This window comes from Paenochrobactrum gallinarii (genome assembly GCF_014205685.1).
Taxonomy (GTDB): domain Bacteria; phylum Pseudomonadota; class Alphaproteobacteria; order Rhizobiales; family Rhizobiaceae; genus Paenochrobactrum; species Paenochrobactrum gallinarii.
Window position 1 is genome coordinate 1 of sequence record NZ_JACIIU010000024.1, and the last position, 20,411, is coordinate 20,411.

A 20,411-nucleotide genomic window follows, 5' to 3' on the forward strand; every position below is an offset into this window, starting at 1 on the left:
CAGTTGTAGGCCTGACAGAAGACCGCACTCGATCACATCTCATACGGGGAAGAAACTTCTTGCATTACGGGCGGCAACCACAGAAGCCCCGAGTTTATTAGACACTCTTCGTCTTCATTTTGTGGTTCTGTTCAAAGTGTACTGGTGACAGCATACCATTTCTAACGTGTTTGCGTCGCGGGTTATAAAACATCTCAATGTAATCAAATACGTCTTGCCTTGCTTCAGCACGAGTGCTGTATGTTTTGCGCCGAACACGCTCTCGCTTCAACAGGTTAAAAAAGCTCTCAGCTACAGTATTATCATGACCATTCCCACGGCGGCTCATACTGTGCTCAAGATTATGTTGTTTTAGGAATGAAGCCCAGTCCATACTTGTAAACTGGGAGCCCTGATTTGAATGTATCATTACCTGCTCTTTTGGCTTTCTTCGCCACACGGCCATCAACAAAGCCTGTAAGACCAGGTCTGTGGTTTGACGCGATTGCATTGACCACCCGACAATGCGTCGAGAAAACAGGTCGATGACAACAGCTAGGCTCAGGACCTATTAATTGGTGCCTAGGGTTTAATCTATTGCTTCAATGGTGGCGCAAGGAGGTGCTGCCATGAGTGATCTGATCTGGTTGTCGGAGGCGCAGATGCGCCGTATTGAACCATATTTTCCTTTATCCCATGGGATACCAAGGGTTGATGATCGTAGGATAGTCAGCGGTATTGTTTTTGTGATTAAAAATGGTCTGCGGTGGCGCGATGTACCTGCCGAATATGGGCCACCAAAGACGATCTATAATCGCTTTATCCGCTGGAGCCGCCTTGGTGTGTTTAACAAGATATTTGCGGCCCTTGCAGCAAAAGGTGGCCAGCCAGACCAATTAATGATCGACGCTACGCACCTTAAGGACATCGAACAGCTGCCAGCCTACTTAAAAAGGGGCTGCTCCCTTAACGTTCGGACGCACCAAAGGCGGCCTGAACTCCAAGCTCCACGCCGTCTGCGATGACCAAGGTCGACCATTGATTATGCTTCTAAGCGAAGGGCAGATGAGCGATTATAAGGGGGCTGTCTTGATGATCGATGCGCTGCTTAATGCCAAAACTATGCTTGGAGATCGTGGTTACGATGCCGATTGGTTCAGGGCAGCTCTAAACGAGCGCGGCATTGCTCCCTGCATCCCATCAAAGGCCAACCGCAAGGTTCTCATTCCACATGACACAATGCTCTACCGTCAGCGACATCGGATCGAAAATATGTTTGGAAAGCTCAAAGACTGGTGACGCATCCATACCCGCTATGATCGATGTGCGCACATCTTCATGTCCGCTATCTGCATCGCAGCAACCGTCATATTCTGACTTGATCAATGAGACCCCATCCTAGTTGGGTAGTTAAAATATATGTATTATGAAAGGAATAATAATTGCTCGGTTCATCCTGTTTTATAATCTTTATCTTTTTATAGTATAAGGCTTTGATTGCGAACTGGAGATGAAGTTTTGAGTATTACCATTGCCCAGATGAAAGCTGTTGAAGCGCTCGCCAGAACAGGTAAATTTTCATTGGCAGCAGATGAGCTGGGCATTACCCAGCCAACAATTTCATCTCAGGTTCAAGCTTTTGAACGTCTGTGTAGTCGGCGGGTGTTTATTCGTAATGGTTATACAGTTCAATTAGCGCCAGGCGCTGATGAACTGCTCGCTAAAATTCGAATAACCTTGAAATGTCTGGCAGATGTTGATGAAGCAATTGGCGTAGGCGCGCAATTGACTATGGGAAGCTTAAGCTTTGGCTTTAGCGCGCATCGGTTGGTGATGAACAGTTTAACTGCATTCGTACAAAAATATCCGAATGTGCGATTAAAAACGCATGGCGGGCCATCGTTAAAATTAATGGAAGACGTGCTTTCAGGTGCACTTGATATTGCTGCGGTTTCCATGGAGCGCCCTGATAGCCGCTTATATTGTGCTGAACTTTCGCGCAGCCGTGTGATGATTTATGGCCGCAAAGGTCATCCGGCACTACAAAACGGATTTTTACCGACACAGGCTTTAGCGCAGGAAAAACTGGTCTTGTGGAACCAATCTTCTGGCACGCGAAAACTGCTTGATCAGGCTGCCGAACAGCAAAATTTTAAACTGAACTGTATCTTAGAAGTTTCCACGCTTGATGTTGCATATGCGTCAGCAGCAGCAGGCATTGGGCTTTGTTGCGCTATTGAAGGCGAAGTTCAGGCAGATGAAAATATCGATGTCGTGCCACTCGAGCCTAAGCTTGAGATCGGTCACTATCTTGTTTGTTTGCCTGAGTGCCGTGATCATGCCGCAGTCAATGCGTTTTTGGAGGTTGCGGGCTGTCAGGAAACATCTTTCACAGGCGCTATACCTAAGGCTTGATTATATTTTTATAGATTAAATCTATACATAATTTCATTTCATTGAACTGTCATATAGATAAGTTAGTGCTGTTTCGTCGCCACTCACCCTCAGATGGGATTTCCGATGAAACGCATTTTATACGCCTCTGTTATGTCTGCCGCTGTACTTGTTGCTGCACCCGCATTTAGTGACACGACTTTGACAGTTTACACTGCTTTTGAAGCCGAGCAATTGCCTGAGCTGAAAGCGGCATTTGAAAAAGCCAATCCGGATATTAAGATTGACTGGATCCGCGATTCAACCGGCATCGTAACGGCCAAATTGCTGGCTGAAAAAAACAATCCGCAGGCTGATGCAGTCTGGGGTTTGGCTGCAACTTCGCTGTTGCTTCTCAAACAAGAAGAAATGCTTCAGCCATATGCCCCTCCGGGCGTTGAGCGTTTGGATAAGCGTTTTCGTGATGCTGCCAACCCGCCTAGCTGGCTCGGTTTCAATGCATGGTCAGGTGCTTTATGCGTCAACACAGTTGAGCTGGAAAAAGCTGGTGTTGCCATGCCAAAAAGCTGGGCTGACCTGACCAAACCGGAATATAAAGGCATGATCGCCATGCCGAATCCGGCATCGTCGGGCACTGGTTTTCTGGATGTTTCTGCATGGTTGCAGATGATGGGTGAAGAAAAAGGCTGGGCCTATATGGACGGCCTGCATCAGAACATCACCTCTTACATGCATTCCGGCTCAAAACCATGTAAAGATGCAGGTCGTGGTGAAGTCGCTATTGGCGTTTCATTTGATTTCCGTGGTGCGCAGGAAAAAAACAGCGGTGCGCCGGTGGAAGTGATTGTGCCTGAAGAAGGTACTGGCTGGGACGCTGAATCTGTCGCGATCATTGCTGATACCGACAAGACGGAAGCTGCCCAGAAGCTGATGGATTTTGCTATCAGCGATGAAGCGATGAAAATCTACAATAAGAGCTTTGCAGTGTTGGCCGTGCCGGGCATTGCGGTGGAGGTTAAAAACTTCCCGGCTAATGTTGAAGAAAAAATGATCGATAATGATTTTGCATGGGCAGCCTCAAATCGCGAACGGATTTTGGCTGAATGGAGCAAGCGTTACGACGGTAAAAGTGCGCCTAAAAACTAGAGCATGAAGCAGGCCGCTGTCGATAAAACACGTATCGGCAGCGGCTTTCAGCCGTCTGTAACTTTCAAAATGAGCCACGCCATGAGCAAAGAAGATACTGGTTTTTTCCAAGCGAAGCCGCCCCATGTTCGTATTGAACATGTTACCAAGCAGTTTGCTGACTTTCAGGCCCTTAAAGATGTATCCTTAGATATATGGACAGGTGAGTTTATCTGCTTTCTGGGGCCTTCCGGCTGCGGGAAAACTACGCTTTTGCGCGCCATTGCAGGGCTGGATATCCAAAGCGATGGCCGGATTTATATGAATGGCAGTGATGTTTCGGCTTTGCCGCCGTCGATGCGTGATTTCGGTATTGTTTTCCAGTCTTATGCGCTGTTTCCCAATCTGACGGTTAATCAGAATATTGCCTATGGCTTACATGGGCGAAAGTTATCGCGTAGCTCTGTAGACGCAAAAGTTGCCGCGCTTTTAGAGACGGTCGGGCTGCCTGATCAGGGCAATAAATATCCGGCCAGCATGTCGGGCGGGCAACAGCAACGTGTAGCGCTGGCACGGGCGCTTGCAACCGAACCTTCGCTTTTATTACTGGATGAACCGCTTTCTGCGCTTGATGCCAAAGTTCGCCATCACCTGCGTCGTGAGATGAAAGATCTCCAGCGTAATCTGGGTGTGACCACTATTATGGTGACACATGACCAGCATGAAGCTTTGACGATGGCTGACCGCATTGTTGTAATGAGTAATGGCCGGATTGAACAAGTCGGAACGCCGGAAGAAATCTATCATAATCCTGCAAGTAAATTCGTGGCTGACTTTGTTGGTGAAATGAATTTTGTTGATGCAGAAATTATTGCTGAGAATTGTATTCAAATTGGTAATAAGCAGCTCTTTGCCGATACAAAAGGCCATAAAAGCCGCAATGTCATCGCTGCTATTCGTCCTGAAGATGTGATGATTTATGATGGGCAAAGTGATAATGCCAACCACTTTACCACATGTTTGAGCGAGGGAGAATTCCTCGGTTCTTTCTTTCGGGCACGGTTTGAAGGCGGCGATCTGGGTGGCCATAGTTTGCGTGCAGATATTGCCATTCATACGATGCGAAATATGAAAATACGCGCCGGTGAACAAACTTTAATGGCTATTCCGCATGATCGTATCCGCATTTATGAAAAGACCAGCTAATGTCTAATCTTGCTGCCGAACGTGGAATTCTGCTTGGTTCCCGCAATACAGATGGGGGAATTCGCCCTAAAATGGCGAAAGATGAGCTATTACAGCGTGGCTTATTGCTGGTTATTATTGCTTATCTGTTTTTTGCGCTTTTAGTGCCGCTGGCATTGGTCGGGATTAAATCCGTACAGGTTTTTAGTTTTCCGCTGAACCGTATCAGCATTGAGTTTAAACAAAATGGCAACTGGTCTGAGCGGCGTTCATTAGCCTCATGGGCTGAGCAATCCGGCTTTAATCTTAATCCTGATATCAAGCCTGGCGAGCGAAGCCGGTTGGATGTGGCCTCTGTCATTCCGCGTAAAGAGCGACGCGATGTTGAGGCATTTCGCTTGCGGGACAATGACCCTAAAGGCGGGATTTTGTTTGTAAATGGTACAACCACTGTGGCCGGCATTCCGGTTGATGTGGCCTACCAGGATTTTGGCAAAGTGCAGCTCAAACCGGCGATGAGCTATGGCTTTGAAAACTTCAAATATTACTTTGAAACGCCTGCTCTTCGTCAGTCAATTCTCAACTCGCTTTTTATTGCCCTCTTGGTTTCATCTATTGTTACGCCGATTGCGTTTTTGTTTGCCTATGGTTTGGCACGCACGCATATGCGCGGAAAATCATCGTTCAAACTGATCGCGTCTTTGCCGGTTTTGGTGCCTTCTCTGTTGCCGGGCATCGGCCTTGTCTATCTCTTTGGCAAGCAAGGTATTCTGACGCCGCTTTTGTTCGGGGCTTCAATCTATGGCCCTTTGGGCATTGTGCTGGCTTCTATCTTTTTCACACTCCCACATGCTTTGATGATTATGAGTGTGACACTTTCAACCAGTGATCAGCGCCTCTATGAGGCCGCAGATGTGCTTGGTGCATCGCCTTGGCGTGTGTTTTATACGGTTACATTGCCGGCGGCACGTTATGGGCTTGTCTCGGCCTTTTTTGTGGTTTTCACATTGGTAGTGACAGATTTTGGCGTGCCGAAAGTGATCGGCGGCGGCTATCAGATGCTGGCGCTTGATATTTACAAACAAGTTATCGGCCAGCAAAATTTTCAGATGGGCGCGGTCGTGTCACTGGTGCTGTTATTGCCCGCTTTTCTGGCCTTTGTCGTTGACCGTTTGGTTAGCCGAAAACAGGTCTCCGTTTTGACAGCACGTTCGGTGCCTTATACGCCTAAAGATAACAAACAACGCGATGCAATATTCTTCTCATTTTGCACATTCATATCGCTATTTGTGCTGGCAATCATCATCATGTGTCAGATTGCGGCCTTGGCTAAATATTGGCCATATAATTTAAGCCTTGGCCTGCAGCATTATGATTTTAACCGCATGGATGGTGGCGGTTGGCGCTCTTACACCAACTCTTTGATGATGGCATTTATGACAGCCAGTATTGGTGCGGTGCTTATTTTCTTTGGTGCCTATCTGGTTGAAAAAACGCGCAATTTTAAAGGGCCCAGACTGGCATTGCAGATCATCGCCATGGTGCCGATGGCCGTGCCTGGTATGGTTTTAGGGCTTGCTTATATCTTCTTCTTTAACAATCCGGAAAATCCGCTCAACGCATTATATGGCACAATGGCAATTCTGGTTATCTGCACAATCAGCCATCTTTATACCGTGCCGCATTTGACGGCAGCTGCAACACTCAAACAAATGGATGCTGAGTTTGAGGCGGTTTCGATGTCATTGAAACAACCGTTCTGGCGCACCTTTACCCGTGTCAGTATTCCGGTTTGTTTTCCGGCAATGGCTGAGATTTGGATTTATCTTTTCGTCAACGCCATGACAACCGTTTCTGCGGTGGTGTTTCTCTACAGCGCCACGACTACGCTTTCGTCCATTGCCGTGCTCAATATGGATGATGCTGGCGACATCGCACCGGCAGCCGCCATGGGCATGATGATCTTTTACACCAATGTGGGCGTGCGCCTTTTACATGGCTGGCTCACAGGCCGGATCATTACCAATCACCAAAAGTGGCGCAGGCGCTAATTTATTTTTACATCAGAATGAGCCGTTTCTAACGGTTACTACAAGGAATGAAATTGATGAAATCCGGTTATGATCTTGTTGTGGTCGGGGCAGGGATTGTGGGGCTGGCTCATGCTCTTGCCGCAAGCCGAAAAGGCAAAAAAGTTTGCGTGATCGAGCGCAATGCAAAAGCAGTTGGTGCTTCTATCCGCAATTTTGGCTTTGTCACGGTTTCGGGGCAAAAGGCGGGCGAGCATTGGCAACGAGCCCGCCGGTCGCGCGATATTTGGGCGGATGTTGCGCCACAAGCTGGTATTGATGTTATTCACAAAGGCTTGGTGATGCCAGCCTACCGGCAAGAGGCAGAGAATGTTCTGGAAGCATTTTTAGCAACTGATATGGGCGCAGATTGCCGCCGCATCAGTGCCGATGATGCTCTGAGCTATGTGCCGTCATTGCGTCGTGATGGTATGCGCTCTGCCCTTTATAGTCCGCATGAATTGCGCGTAGAATCCAAGGAGGCCTTGCCGAAACTTGCAAGCTGGCTGGAGCAGCAATGTGGCGTTGATTTTTGCTGGAACACAGCTGTGCTTGGTATTGACGGCGAAAAGGTCTCAACAAGCAGAGGCGAGATTCAGGCTTCAGCTGCGGTTGTATGTCCGGGCGATGATTTTTCAACGCTTTTTCCGCAATTTATCCGTCCGCATCAGTTGAAAATCTGCACATTGCAAATGTTACGAGTGATGCCGGAAACTCCTGTCCGGTTTGGTGCAGCTGTGATGGCTGATCTCAGTTTCGGGCGTTATGAAGGCTTTACGGATTTGCCGGAATGCATGAGCCTGAAACTGCGTCTTGATGCCGAACTGGAAGAAATGCGCGCATTGGGCATTCACTTGATTGCAGTTCAATCGGCGGATGGTTCTTTAGTGGTTGGCGACAGCCATGTTTACGGTGACAGTGCCGAACCTTTTGCGCAAGAGCGCATTGATGCACTCATCATGCAAGCCTTTGATCAGCTTTTTGATATGCCGGGTCGGAAAATTGTGCGTCGTTGGTGCGGCACCTATGCAAGCTCCAATGATCAGGTGGTGCTGGTCGAAAAACCGGCAGACAATATCCGGCTTGCAATGGTCACGGGCGGCACTGGCGCTTCAACCGGTTTTGGCCTTGCTGAACAAGTGATTGCCGACCTTTTTGGCTGACGCAGCCACACAAATAATCAAAGTCAAAATATGCAGAAAGTAATAGCATGAACCATCTGAAAGCTGTGGTCTTTGATTGGGCCGGTACCATGATTGATTTTGGCTCTTTTGCGCCTATGGGCGTTTTTGTCGAGGCATTTTCACGCTTTAGCATTGAGGTTTCCATTGCCGAAGCGCGTGAGCCGATGGGGCGTCCGAAATGGGACCACATTGTTGCAATGCTTGCGCAACCACGTATTCGCGCGGCATGGGAAGCAAAACACAAGCGCACACCAACGGAGGCGGATGTGCAGGCGGTTTATGATGTTTTTGTGCCGCTGAATGAGGAAGTGGTCAGTCAGTTTGCTGATTTGGTTCCCGGTGCGGCGGAACTTGTGGTGGCTATGCGTGAGCGCGGTTTGAAGATCGGCTCGACAACCGGTTATACGCGCTCAATCATGGAGCGGGTGCTGCCATTGGCCAAGGCTCAGGGCTATGAACCGGATAATCTGGTTTGTGCCGGTGATTTGCCATATGGCCGCCCGACACCGATGAATATGTATCAATGCTTTTTAGATCTTCAGGTTTGGCCAGCACATGCGGTGGTAAAAGTTGATGATACCGGCGTTGGCATTGATGAGGGGCGGGAGGCCGGATGCTGGACAGTGGCCGTTACTCTGAGCGGCAATGAGGCAGGCGTTACGCCTGAACAATTGGCGGCCATGCCGGATGAGGATGTGCAAAAATTACGAGCACATGCATCTGATGTGTTAGGGCGACATAGACCGGATTATATTATTGATACGGTTGCAGATTTACTGCCCGTACTTAATGACATTGAACAACGTTTAGCCAATGGCGAGCGGCCAAAGGGCTAACTTCAAGAGCCTTCATTTTGCACTCATCCATGCGGGCTCAAAAAGAATCCGCATGGATAGGTATATTAATGATAGTCTTCATTATATACGAATTTGGGCATGCCTAATTTGAACTTGATTGCAAGCAAACGTAAAGTCAGCCCAACGAGCATTGCAAAAATTGCAGCTATTTCTACAGATATGTTTAGATGCGTAGCTAATAAATAGAGGCTGCCTGTAACCACTGATACGGTTGCATATAATTCTGAGCGCAAAAGCAATGGAATATCGTTGCAGAGAATATCCCTTAAAACGCCGCCAACACAGCCTGTTATTACGCCTGCCACAATAACAATGATGGTTGGCAAGCCCATGGTAATGGCAATCTTACAGCCAATGACCGTGAAAACGACAAGGCCGATTGCATCGAGAAATAAAAATAGCTTGCGCAAATGACGCATGCAGCGAGCGATTGGAATGGTCAGCAAAGCAGCGCAACCGGTAATCATTAAATAAACAGGATTTGCGACCCAGGTAATTGGATGGTGATTAAGCAAAACATCTCGTACAGAGCCGCCGCCTAGAGCCGTAATACATCCAAGTATAAATACACCAATCCAATCCATTTGACGTCTGCCCGCGGCAAGTGCAGCGGTCATTGCTTCGGCTATAATGGCAATTACATATAAGATGTGAATAATATTGTTATTTATATAGTCAATCATATTTCGGTATTTTAAATTTCAGCGCTATTAATGCTATTCGTTCAATAGCCATTTTAATTATGAATTCGGGATAATACATAATCGATGCGGACAATTATCACCAACTCTGTGGTGATAGCGCTCATTTTTATGAGGAAGAACGATTTTTTCACTCGCTTAAAAACAATGTGATGCAAATTCATTTATAGTGAGCGCTAAAGCTTTATTTTAAAATGATGAGGCCATCAGGAAAGCTTTGTCGCCTGATGGTCTGTAAAGGTCAGAAGCGGGCTGTTTATATGAAGCTGAAAATTCAAAGCCTTTAAACTTTTCTACGTCAATATTGCATCAATGCTCAAATTTTATTGAGGCTGCAAGCTGTTACTAGGATAGCTTTTATATCGCCGTCTTAAGGTGTCTCTGAAAAATCGGGCATTCTCGCAGTCAGGTAGCTCAAAAATGCTTGTACTGAAGACGGAAGCTGTCGCTTTTTCATCGAAATCACCTGCGCGACGCTGGATTGCAAAATAGCATTGTCGATTTTCACGGATTTTGCATTACTCAAAAAGCCGTTTGTTTCTTGAATATCAGCGCTTGAAAACAACAAACAGCCCGATTTTTGAGCGTAGATCAGCAATGTTGCCATTGAATTGGATGAAAATACCGGATCAATTGACAATCCAGTGCTTGCCAGAGCCGTATTGATCAAATGACGCTGTGTACGGTCGTGATCGGGCAGAGCAAATGGATATTGCGCAGCTTCTGTCAGGGTTATTTTTTCGCGCTCGCTAAGCGGATGATCAGGCGGTACAAGAACAAATATCGGTCGCTTTGTCATGTGCTCCACTTGCAGATGGGACGGTACAGCATAGCTATAAACAATGCCGATATCCGACTGTCCGTTGCTGATCCGCTGACAAATATCAATGGAATTTCCGACCCAAACCTGAATTTCGACAGATGGGTATTGCTGCTGAAATTGTGCAATAATATCAGCCAGTACCAGAATTGAAAAACCTTCATAGGTGGCAATTTTGACCACGCCACGCTGTATCTGATGCATTTCTTTGACATCTGAAAGGGCGCGCTCGGTGTCTAATGTTAAGCGGGTGACATGTTGTGCCAACACTTCGCCTGCCTGACTTAAAACCATCCCGCGAGGGCGGCGTTCGAATAAAGCGACATTTAAATCTTGTTCAAGTTTGGTAATCTGGCGGCTGATGGCAGATGCGGAGACATTCAGCTGCAATGAAGCTTCCGTAACAGAGCCTGTTCGCGCAACTTCCTGAAAGTATTTGAGCGCTAAATGTTGCATTTCATTCACCTTTGCCTTTTTTGCAACGATGCTTACGCAATTATGAAATTGTTGCAACAATATTCCGTTGGTATGACTGCCGGAATTTTTTACCATTAAAGGTTTAGCGGCATGGGAACCGATACGGGGAGTAGATTTTTCAATGACTATTTTTAGCAAAGAGGCAATTGATGAGGCGACAGCCATCAGGCGCCAATTGCACAGTTTTCCTGAACTGAAATTCGAAGAATTTGCCACATCTGATCTGGTGGCTGAAACTTTGCAGCGCTATGGCTATGAATTGCGCCGTAATGTTGCAGGCACAGGAATTGTCGCAACTCTTGATACCGGCAGAGCCGGTGCGACGATTGGTTTACGGGCCGATATGGATGCATTGCCTATTCAAGAGGAAACAGGGCTGGCGTATGCTTCAACAATAGCCGGTAAAATGCATGCTTGCGGCCATGATGGTCATACCGCAACATTGTTGCTGGCTGCTGGTCAATTAGCACAAGATCACGCGAAACTTAACGGAAAAATCAAGCTGCTTTTCCAACCGGCTGAAGAAGTCGGCAAAGGTGCTGCCCAGATGATTGCTGATGGCGCTTTGGAAGGTGTTGAACAGGTTTTCGGCTTTCATAACCGCCCTGGTTATGCGCTGGGTCATATCATTACCAAAGCTGGTCCTGCTATGGGCGGCAATACGCTTTATGAGGTTAAAATCTCAGGTAAAGGCGGACATGCTTCGCGACCGGATCTGGCAATTGACCCGATTTTTGTTGGCTCTGCCATTATTCAATCGCTTCAAAGCGTCATATCGCGTCGTTTATCGCCATTGGATGCGGGTGTTGTAACGGTCACCCAGTTTAATGGTGGTAGTGCTGGTAATATCATTCCGGGCGATGCCACTATGGTAATTAATACCCGCGACGGATCACCTGAAGCTGCCGCTATTATTGATGCTGAGTTGCGTAAAGTCATTGCGAATGTTTGCGAAGCACATAGCGCGCGATGCGAGGTCAAGATGACATTGCGGATACCGTCTTTGGTCAATTCAGTTGCGGAAACGGAATTGGTCGTTGAAACGGCGCATGAATTGTTTGGCAAGAATAATACCAGTCAAATGTCTCAGATGCCGACCATGGGTGCGGAAGATTTTGCATTTTATCTGGAACAGCGTCCGGGTAGTTTTTTCTTCGTCGGCAATGGTGAAGATAGTGCATATTTGCATCATCCGCTTTATGATTTCCGTGATGAAATTTTACCTGTAGCAGCCGGCATGTTTGTCGGGATTGCTCATAAAATACTTGCGAAATAACATTGATTTACAGTTCTAAACAGGATTATGCGGTGCGCTTATGGGCGTTGAAACCGTAAAAAATCCGGGAGAAATTGCATATGCAGAAGTTTTTTAACTCGATAGAGCGTGCCGGCAACAAGCTGCCGCATCCGTTTATATTGTTTTTATGGCTATGTTTGATTGTAGCTGTCTTTTCGTGGTTTTTGGCGAGTTTTGGCGGAACCGGCGTTAATCCAAAAACCGGTGCGGAAGTTACCGTTAAAAGCCTGATTTCGGGTGAGGGCGTTGTTTTCGCCCTGACATCTATCGCGAAAAACTTTATCAATTTCCCGCCATTAGGCATTATTCTGGTTATTATGCTGGCGATTGGCATTGCAGATAAAACCGGTTTGATTGCTGCTTTCATGCAGGTCAGTGTTATCAAGGCGCCCCGCTATCTGACCACATTCATGATCTTCTTTGTCGGCATGTGCAGTCACGTGGCATCTGATGCCGCTTATATTATTCTGATCCCGCTTTCTGCGATTATTTTTCAGGCAATGGGACGTAATCCGCTGGTCGGCGCGGTTACGGGCTATGTCGCTGTTGGTGCGGGTTATGATGCGAGCATTCTCATCACGCCGACTGATATTATTCTTTCAGGTATTACAACCAGTGCAGCGCATACGGTTGATGCTCAGGCCTATATTTCTCCACTTGATAATTACTACTTCATTGCGGCTTCTGCATTGCTGATGTCTCTCGTCGGTGCGTTTATTATTGAGCGCATTGTTGAGCCAATGGTCGGAAAATACACCGGTGATGTTGAGTTGAAGCTGACACAGCCTGATGCGCTGGAAGTGAAAGGCTTAAAGCGCGTTGGCTGGGCAAGTCTGATTATGATTGCGCTGGTCGTTGCGGCTGTTTGGCCTGCCGGTTCACCGCTGCGCAATGAAGAAGGCGGATTGGTGCCATCACCATTGCTGAATAGTGCGGTTGCGCTTTTTGGTATTTATTTCGTGGTGATCGGCTGCATTTTCGGCACGACAACCGGTAAGATTAAAACAGCGCGTGATGCCGTTGGCTATATGAGTGAATCCGTCAAGGAACTGGCTCCAACCTTGGTGTTGTTCTTTGCGATCTCGCAGTTTTTGGCTTGGTTCAAGTGGACTAACCTTGGCGAGTGGATTGCCATTGGCGGCTCGCATCTGCTGGATAGCAGCGGCTTTGGTGGTGCTCCGCTTTTGGTGGCTTTCATTGGTCTTGCAGCAGTGATGAATGTGTTCATCACATCCGGTTCGGCACAATGGTCGCTAATGGCACCAATTTTTGTACCGATGCTGATGCTGATTGGTTTTGAACCGGCGCTTGTGCAGGCAGCATTTAGAATTGCGGATTCTGCCACCAATATCATTTCGCCTATGAGCCCGTATTTTGCCGTTTGTCTGGCTTATTTGCAGCGCTACCAGAAAGATGCAGGCATCGGAACTTTGGCCTCAATGACGATACCTGTCGCAATGGGCTTCCTGATTGTGTGGACATTGTTCCTTATTTTCTGGATGACAATGGGCTGGCCAATTGCACCCGGTGTTGGCTTGTTCATGAACTAAAATTGCATAAGTACTATGCGCCCTGCAATTCTTGATACGGATTGCAGGGCATCTGTGTCCCGTAAAACGGCAAGAGGCAAGCTGCGTGCCTTAGGTGCAGGTGCAGAAATTATCCGCAAAGAACTGTCTGCTTAAATAAAAAACAAGCAGATCCGTTTGGGTTCTGATCGATTTTAAAATATATGAGAGACCTATACGGGCATTGTGGATCACCGTTTTGACATCGTAGACAAAGCCTGTTTTCGCAATGGCATGTCACGTCAACACGCGGATGCCGGAGCAGGATGGCATTACCGGTGTGCCGGTTTTGGCTAATGCATTGGTGAGCTTTGAATGTGAACTGAGCAATGCCGTTGATGAAGCAACCAACCATATTCTTTTTGGCCGTGTTATCAATATTCGTGAGAATGACGAAGAAGGTGCTTTGCTTTATTGCAAGCGTCGTTGTCTTAACAGCTAAGTTATTTCAAATCTAAGACGATGAAACTGATAAATATCTGGATTAAAAGCTCTTCTCATCTGAGTGGAGCTTTTGTGTTTTCAGATGCGGGTGACTTTTCAACTTTCAAAGCAATTGTTAGGAAGTACCATAAGCTCAGTACTTTTCTTGTGGTCTGGCACTCGCTATAAGAGTCGCTTTATTTTGATGAGTTTAAAGGTTTTATTTGAATGCAGAGCCACCATTTGATGAAGTTATTAAGTGCCGGTATTTTTATTAGCCTGATGTTTCCGGTTGGTGTGGCTTCGGCACAAACTTTGAATGTTTGTCATGGCTACGATTGCTATTATCGTACGAAAGTGACGCTGACTGCTAAGGATGAACAGCGTATTCGTACACTGTTACAAAAGGCAAATCGCAGCGCTGCGGATGAGCGAAAAGCACTGCGAATGGCGGTCGCAATTTTTGAAGAACGCAGCACTGTTGTGATTGGTGTACGCGACAAACCGAGAATGCAGTTTGGCAAAGCACGTATCAAAGGCCAGATGGATTGCGTTGATGAATCGACCAATACGGATAATTTTTTGCGTTATTTACACGCGCGCGGCTGGATGAAACATCATACGCCAGCGCGTCGCACATCGCGCGGTTCTTTTATTGACGGGCGCTATCCGCATTGGACTGCCGTTATGGAAGATAAAAACGGGCAGAGCTGGGCGATCGATTCCTGGTATGAGGCAGGCGGCGGACAGCCCGACATCATGCCATTGGCGGAATGGAAACAACGTGGTTATGGTGGCAAACGCTAAGTTAAAACTGATATGGCTGTATAGGGAAAGATGTGTTTGTGATGATGCCAAAATATAAGTTGATATATTCAGCCATTTTAAGCGTTGGTCTTGCAAGTTTCAGCTTAAACTACGTCACTCACTTGAACATTTTTGCGCAAGCCTCAGAGCTCACAACTCTGGTCGTGACGGCATCGTCGGGGGCTTCTTATAAATTGGCAGCTGGTTCAACAGAGCTGGCAAGAGCAACCATTAAAACACATACACCGTGGACAGAGGGCGTGCAGGAGTTTTCTGGTGTGCCACTGAAAACATTGCTTGCAGCTGCCGGTATTGATGAGAAAATTGCCCGGCATTCAACGGTCAAAGCCCGTGCGCTGAATGATTATGAAGTCGAAATTCCGGGGCAGGATGCCTATGATTATGACGTGCTGGTTGCAGATCAAATGAATGGTTCAGCCATGCCTGTAACGGAGTTTGGCCCTTTTTGGATTGTTTATCCGCGCGATGGAAAACCGGAGTTACAAGACTCTCGTTTTGATCATCGTTGGGCATGGCAATTGTCTGAATTGCTGATTGAATGAAAATCACACGTGCTTACACTGTAGCCGGTATTGTTATGCTCGGCTTTTGTTTGATGCTGGCTTATGCGTTTTATCAGCTGCTGCGAGTCGAGCGCAGTCTGGAAACCTATGTCGGCGAGAATATGCTTTGGGCGGTTAATCAGGCCGACCGTGAAAGCCGTCGCTTCAGCGATGCACTTTTGCTGGACAATCATGATAAAGAGATGATTACGCTGCGTTTCGATATTTTGAAAAGCCGTATCAATCTTTTGAGCAGTGAACCGCAACTGGATTATTTCAAAAACATTGGCGCTGAGGAATATCTTAAGAATATCGTTGCCACAATGGAGCAGATTGAAGCGCGCTATGAGACGGAAGATAGTCTTGAGCAGGCAGAAATCTTGGCAATTTACCGCGAAGTTCTGCCCGTTTTTAGTGATTTTGGCCGTATTGCCAATCTTTCGATGATCCATGAACGGGATGCCGGCGGTGCCGACCGTGACCGGCAATTGAACATGATTTATCTGACGATGGCTGCGGTGCTTGGTTTGATGACGGTTGGCGGCCTTTTGTCATTCTTGCTGATTATGAATATTAAGTCAGCTAATCGCGCCAATGATGAATTGCTCCGCTATCAGGAGGAACTGGAAGCTATTGTCGCCCAGCGCACAGAAGCTTTAAGCGTTGCTTTGAAAAATGAGCAAAAATCAAACGAGATTTATAAAGGCTTTCTCACTACCGTCTCTCACCAGTTTAAAACGCCGGTGGCGATTATTGATTTAATTGCGCAACGTTTTATCCGTCACCCGGAAGACATCAATAGTGAAGCAGTGACAGAAGCGGCCGGCAGAATTCGTGAGGCGGTCAGCCGGTTGTCGCGCATTGTTGAAAGTACGATCAGCGGTGATGTTATTCATGCTGATGGGGTGAATTTGAAAGCCGAAGAGTTTGATCTGGTGGAGATGGTGGGCCAGTCAATCGCCTATCATCAGGAAATTCATCCGGCACGTTTTGTTCGTTTTGAAAAGCAGATCTCAGAATTCTTATATCTTGGTGATAAAACGCTGCTTGAGCAAATTGTGGTTAATCTGCTTGCCAATGCAGATAAATATTCATCCGATTCAGCGTTTATTGATGTGACTGTTCTGCTTGAGGATGATGTATTTATTTGCAGGGTTAAAGATTTTGGCATGGGTATTCCGGAGAATGAAACAGATATGATATTTAAGCGGTTTTATCGTGCCAGCAATGTTGCGCATCTTTCCGGCAGCGGCATGGGATTGAGTTTTTCGCGCCAGATTTCTCGAATGCACGGTGGTGACTTAACCTTGCTTGCAACTGGTAAGGGGTTTACTGAGTTTGAACTACGGTTGCCGTTGACCGGTATTGAGTGTGCTTGAAATGACAAAAGATGCAGCCAGTCGCCCTTTGGTGATGTGCGTTGAGGATGAAAAATACATTCGTGAAGAGCTGGTGCGTGAATTGATGCGCTCCGGTCACGAGGTTATTGAAGCCAGTAATGGTTTGGCTGCATTGGAATTGTTGAAAAAACGTACGCCCGATTTGATCGTCTCAGACATTCTCATGCCGCAAATGGACGGGTTGGAATTTTTACGGCAGGTGCGTTCAGGCACTGAACAATTAAACGCAATACCATTTTTGTTTCTATCGGCTCTCTCGGATCGTGACCGGATTTTGGAAGCTTACCGTGAAGGTGTTGATGAATATCTGGTCAAACCGATTGATCTGGGTGTTTTCATTTCACAGGTTGAAGCGAAGCTTCGTTTGGTCAAACGGATTGAAAAAAAACGCCAGACCTTGTCACTGGGTGTGAACACAAAGAAATTATCGCCGCGTGAGCTGGATGTGCTGCTCCAATTAGCTGACGGCAAGAAAAATGCTGAGATAGCAGTGGCGCTTCAGCTCTCAGACCATACTATCAACGATTATATCAAGAATATTTTTAAAAAACTGGATGTGCATTCAAGAGCGGAAGCTGTCAAAGAAGCGATGAAGCATAAAATAATAAATCCATAAATAGTACAATAATTTCAATTGTTTAAGATTTTTTGCGCATTTTCTGTTGAGCTTGATTGCATTGCAGAAATATTAGCTTTTTCCAATACACCCCTTATTCAAGGGAATTGTACTTCCCTCTAGTTTCAATAGACCTCGGCAGGCCAGCGAATATGAGTTCGTTTGGAAGGTATTTTATTGTCGACTTTTGGGGGCGTGCCGATGTCATCGGATTTGAAAACTCATTCTGTGATTCTTCCGAAAATAAAGCACACTCTGCTGGCCGGTGTTTGTCTCGTCTCATTGGGGCTTGAGGCGTCATTCGCGCAAACTGTTCCGACACATATTAATACAGTGCCTTCACCGGTTTTAAGCGATTTGGTGAATAAGGGCGGTGTTGTTACCCACACGCCGTCACCTGTGAAGGGCACGAATGGTAAAGATGCGCAATCTTCCTCAGGCGCAACTGCCGGTGGCAACGGGGGCAATGGTGACTCCTTTGTGATCAGCGGTGGTGGTACGCATTCAGTAAGCGGGAAAAATATATTCCTTGGTGGGAGTACTGGTGGTGCCGGTGGCAAGGGCGGATCTGCTGGACGCTTGATGAAGGGCGATGGTGCAGCCGGGGGCAATGGCGGTGATGGTGGTAATGTCAGCGTAAACGCGACCGGGAACTTAACCGTTGATAATGGAAGTGGCATCGTTGCATTTTCGAATGGCGGACAAGGTGGTAAGGGCGGCGATAGCAGTACATTAATTGACCATATTAAATCCGGCGCTGGTGGCAATGGTGGTAATGCGGGTCAGGTTAATATTACCAATGAGGCTCAGCTAGCTACTAGCGGAAATCAGTCCTTTGGTATTTTCGCACAAGCTGCTGGTGGCCATGGTGGAAAAGCTGGTGATGCAGATAGTCTCGTATTTAGTGCAACTGCAGCTTCAGGCGGTGATGGCGGGCGTGGCGGTACGGTCGTCATTAACAATAAAAATAACATTACAACGGCTGGCGCTGGTTCTGATGCGATACATGGCCTGTCTTTGGGCGGCAATGGAGCTGATGCGGCAGAGGCAAAATCGCTTACCAGCAGTGCAACGAATGGTGTGGCTGGTAATGGCGGCAATGCCGGAACAGTTACAATCACCAGTGACAAGATCATCAGTACGCAAGGCGCCCATGCGAATGGTCTCGTGGGTAAATCTGTTGGCGGTAAGGGCGGCAACGGCAATAATGTAACGCCTGGCGGCTCTGTTGATACTGCAACAGCTGGTGGCGGTCATGGCGGCAATGGTGGTGGTGTTAATATCACCAATAAAGGCTCTATTACCATTGAAAGCGGGCATGCCATCTATGCTGAATCGACAGGTGGAGCAGGTGGAACAAGCGGCTCCTCTGTGGCTGTTTTGAGCCAGACTAAGTCCGGCAATGGTGGCAATGGCGGCCATGGCGGAACCGTCAGCGTCAACAATCATTCATCCATCAGTACGCAGGGTAATAATTCTAATGCAATTGATGCAAAATCCCTCGGCGGTAATGGTGGAGAAGCGGGTTCCGCTTCTGGTATCATCAGCCTTGGTAGCGATGGTGGTGTTGGCGGCAATGCGGGCAATGTAGATATTACCAATCATTCGACACTGACCACCAAAGGCCAAAATGCTGCCGGTATTGCGGCACTTTCTCAAGGTGGTATTGGTGGTGCCGGTGGTTCCGTTGGCACGCCGGATGCACGAGAAGGTTTTGTGTCCCTTGGTGGTCGCGGTGGCAAGGGCGGCGATGGTGCGGATATAAGCGTTGCCAACCAGGGCTCAATCGTTACTCATGGAAAAGACTCCAATACCATTCTGGCGCAAACCGCTGGTGGAGCAGGTGGCAAAGCCGGAGATAGCAATAGCAAGTTAATTGCAGCTGCTGGCGGCGCAGCTGATGGTTTGATTAACACACAGGCTGATTGGTATGGCCGCACAGGTGCCGGCGGCAATTCAGGCAATGTCAGTGTGATCAATGGCGATGCATTAAATCCGGAAGCCACAGTGCTGGGCTCTTATGGCCATAATGCAGGTCTGATTGTTGCAAAAACCACTGGTGGAAAAGGCGGCGCAGGCGGTGATGCATCCGGTATTCTTCAGTTTGATGTGCCGGTTATCACAGGCTTTGAAGCTGCAATCGGCGTTTCGGTTGCCGGAGACGGCGGTCTTGGTGGCAATGCCGGTGATATCAAGGTTGAAAATCATTCTGTTCTGGTGAGCCTTGGCGATTATTCGACTGGTATTACAGCGTATTCTTCCGGTGGGCGTGGCGGTAATGGCGGTCATGCTGATGGTATTGCGACTGCAAGCGGAACCAATACATTAATACCGCTCACAGCAGCAGCTGGCGGTCTGGGTGGTTCCGGCGGTGATGGCGGTGACGTTCTTGTTGTTAATAGCGGTGGTATTTACACAGAAGGAAAACAGTCATCAGGCATATCGGCTCTGTCGTTTGGTGGTTCCGGCGGCATTGCTGGTCATGCGCAAGGTGGTTTGAGCTTTGCCGGATCTGCTTTAAGCGATCTTACAAATGCGCCGAATGGTACTGGTGGTCGCGGCGGCAATATTCATGTGATCAATGGTCAGCAGGGGCATGAAGATGACAACCTGATCTATACAACAGGTGTTGGCTCAATAGCTATTTCTGCCCTTTCAATTGGTGGTGATGGCAGCCATGCCGGTGTTGCCTTTGGTGCGCTTACACTTGGCGGCAATGGTGGCAATGCAGGTAACGCAGGTACTGTTTCGGTTGAAAACCATGCCACACTGATAACGAAAGGCGATTATTCCCATAGTATTCTGGCGCAGTCGATTGGTGGCGCTGGTGGATTGGCTACAAGAGGCAATCTGAATAGATGGAGTGGTTGCCGCCCTACCCAAGCGACAATTTTTGTTTGAAGATTGTTGCGTTCAATCTACTCGATAGGAAGGATGGCAGACATG

At 47.5% G+C, this 20,411-nt stretch carries 16 protein-coding genes and 2 pseudogenes; 15 read left to right on the top strand and 3 right to left on the bottom strand.

The features are described from left to right. Positions 1-97 precede the first annotated feature (97 nt). Positions 98-544 (bottom strand): annotated as a pseudogene (locus FHS77_RS14100) (IS3 family transposase); the annotation flags it as partial. Between the two features lie 64 nt (positions 545-608). Here FHS77_RS14100 and FHS77_RS14105 point away from each other — a divergent pair. The 7 genes and pseudogenes from FHS77_RS14105 to phnX all read left to right on the top strand — a co-directional run bounded on the left by FHS77_RS14105 (position 609) and on the right by phnX (position 8,772). After that, positions 609-1,356: pseudogene (locus tag FHS77_RS14105) on the top strand (IS5 family transposase). Positions 1,357-1,497: 141 nt separating this feature from the next. Next, positions 1,498-2,394, top strand: a complete 897-nt coding sequence (locus FHS77_RS14110; protein ID WP_184224491.1) for a LysR family transcriptional regulator — start codon at positions 1,498-1,500, stop codon at positions 2,392-2,394. Between the two features lie 105 nt (positions 2,395-2,499). Further along, positions 2,500-3,519, top strand: coding sequence for a putative 2-aminoethylphosphonate ABC transporter substrate-binding protein (locus FHS77_RS14115; RefSeq protein ID WP_184224493.1), 1,020 nt, complete (start codon positions 2,500-2,502; stop codon positions 3,517-3,519). Between the two features lie 81 nt (positions 3,520-3,600). Then, on the top strand, positions 3,601-4,704 hold the full coding sequence (locus FHS77_RS14120) for a putative 2-aminoethylphosphonate ABC transporter ATP-binding protein (RefSeq protein ID WP_184224495.1): 1,104 nt from the start codon (positions 3,601-3,603) through the stop codon (positions 4,702-4,704). Continuing rightward, positions 4,704-6,734, top strand: coding sequence for a putative 2-aminoethylphosphonate ABC transporter permease subunit (locus FHS77_RS14125; protein ID WP_184224497.1), 2,031 nt, complete (start codon positions 4,704-4,706; stop codon positions 6,732-6,734). Before FHS77_RS14120 ends, FHS77_RS14125 begins: the two co-directional genes overlap by 1 nt. 56 nt (positions 6,735-6,790) lie before the next feature. Continuing rightward, positions 6,791-7,915 carry a TIGR03364 family FAD-dependent oxidoreductase gene (locus FHS77_RS14130; RefSeq protein WP_184224499.1) on the top strand — a complete coding sequence of 375 codons (1,125 nt, stop codon included), beginning with the start codon at positions 6,791-6,793 and terminating at the stop codon, positions 7,913-7,915. 47 nt (positions 7,916-7,962) lie between these two features. Then, positions 7,963-8,772: a phosphonoacetaldehyde hydrolase gene (gene phnX, locus FHS77_RS14135; protein WP_184224501.1), complete on the top strand. Its 810-nt coding sequence runs from the start codon at positions 7,963-7,965 to the stop codon at positions 8,770-8,772. Between the two features lie 65 nt (positions 8,773-8,837). Here the strand turns inward: phnX and FHS77_RS14140 are convergent, their stop codons facing one another. After that, on the bottom strand, positions 8,838-9,476 hold the full coding sequence (locus FHS77_RS14140; RefSeq protein WP_184224503.1) for a trimeric intracellular cation channel family protein: 639 nt from the start codon (positions 9,474-9,476) through the stop codon (positions 8,838-8,840). Between the two features lie 388 nt (positions 9,477-9,864). After that, positions 9,865-10,770, bottom strand: coding sequence for a LysR family transcriptional regulator (locus FHS77_RS14145; protein WP_184224505.1), 906 nt, complete (start codon positions 10,768-10,770; stop codon positions 9,865-9,867). A gap of 142 nt (positions 10,771-10,912) precedes the next feature. On the opposite strand from FHS77_RS14145, the gene FHS77_RS14150 reads away from it, so the two are divergent. The 8 genes from FHS77_RS14150 (at position 10,913) to FHS77_RS14185 (ending at position 20,366) form a co-directional block, all read left to right on the top strand. After that, positions 10,913-12,067: a M20 metallopeptidase family protein gene (locus FHS77_RS14150; RefSeq protein WP_184224507.1), complete on the top strand. Its 1,155-nt coding sequence runs from the start codon at positions 10,913-10,915 to the stop codon at positions 12,065-12,067. Positions 12,068-12,147: 80 nt separating this feature from the next. After that, on the top strand, positions 12,148-13,638 hold the full coding sequence (locus tag FHS77_RS14155; RefSeq protein WP_184224509.1) for an AbgT family transporter: 1,491 nt from the start codon (positions 12,148-12,150) through the stop codon (positions 13,636-13,638). 247 nt (positions 13,639-13,885) lie between these two features. Then, a complete protein-coding gene (locus FHS77_RS14160; protein WP_184224511.1) occupies positions 13,886-14,098 on the top strand; it encodes a flavin reductase family protein in 213 nt (70 codons plus the stop codon). Positions 14,099-14,307: 209 nt separating this feature from the next. Continuing rightward, complete coding sequence (locus FHS77_RS14165) at positions 14,308-14,886, top strand: hypothetical protein (protein ID WP_246431354.1); 579 nt, start codon at positions 14,308-14,310, stop codon at positions 14,884-14,886. Between the two features lie 194 nt (positions 14,887-15,080). Continuing rightward, on the top strand, positions 15,081-15,449 hold the full coding sequence (locus FHS77_RS14170) for a putative pterin-binding protein (protein ID WP_184224513.1): 369 nt from the start codon (positions 15,081-15,083) through the stop codon (positions 15,447-15,449). Beyond that, on the top strand, positions 15,446-16,828 hold the full coding sequence (locus tag FHS77_RS14175) for a sensor histidine kinase (RefSeq protein WP_184224515.1): 1,383 nt from the start codon (positions 15,446-15,448) through the stop codon (positions 16,826-16,828). Before FHS77_RS14170 ends, FHS77_RS14175 begins: the two co-directional genes overlap by 4 nt. A 1-nt stretch (position 16,829) precedes the next feature. Continuing rightward, positions 16,830-17,465: a response regulator transcription factor gene (locus FHS77_RS14180; RefSeq protein WP_184224518.1), complete on the top strand. Its 636-nt coding sequence runs from the start codon at positions 16,830-16,832 to the stop codon at positions 17,463-17,465. Positions 17,466-17,666: 201 nt separating this feature from the next. Further along, positions 17,667-20,366, top strand: a complete 2,700-nt coding sequence (locus FHS77_RS14185; protein WP_184224520.1) for a beta strand repeat-containing protein — start codon at positions 17,667-17,669, stop codon at positions 20,364-20,366. Positions 20,367-20,411: the final 45 nt, after the last annotated feature.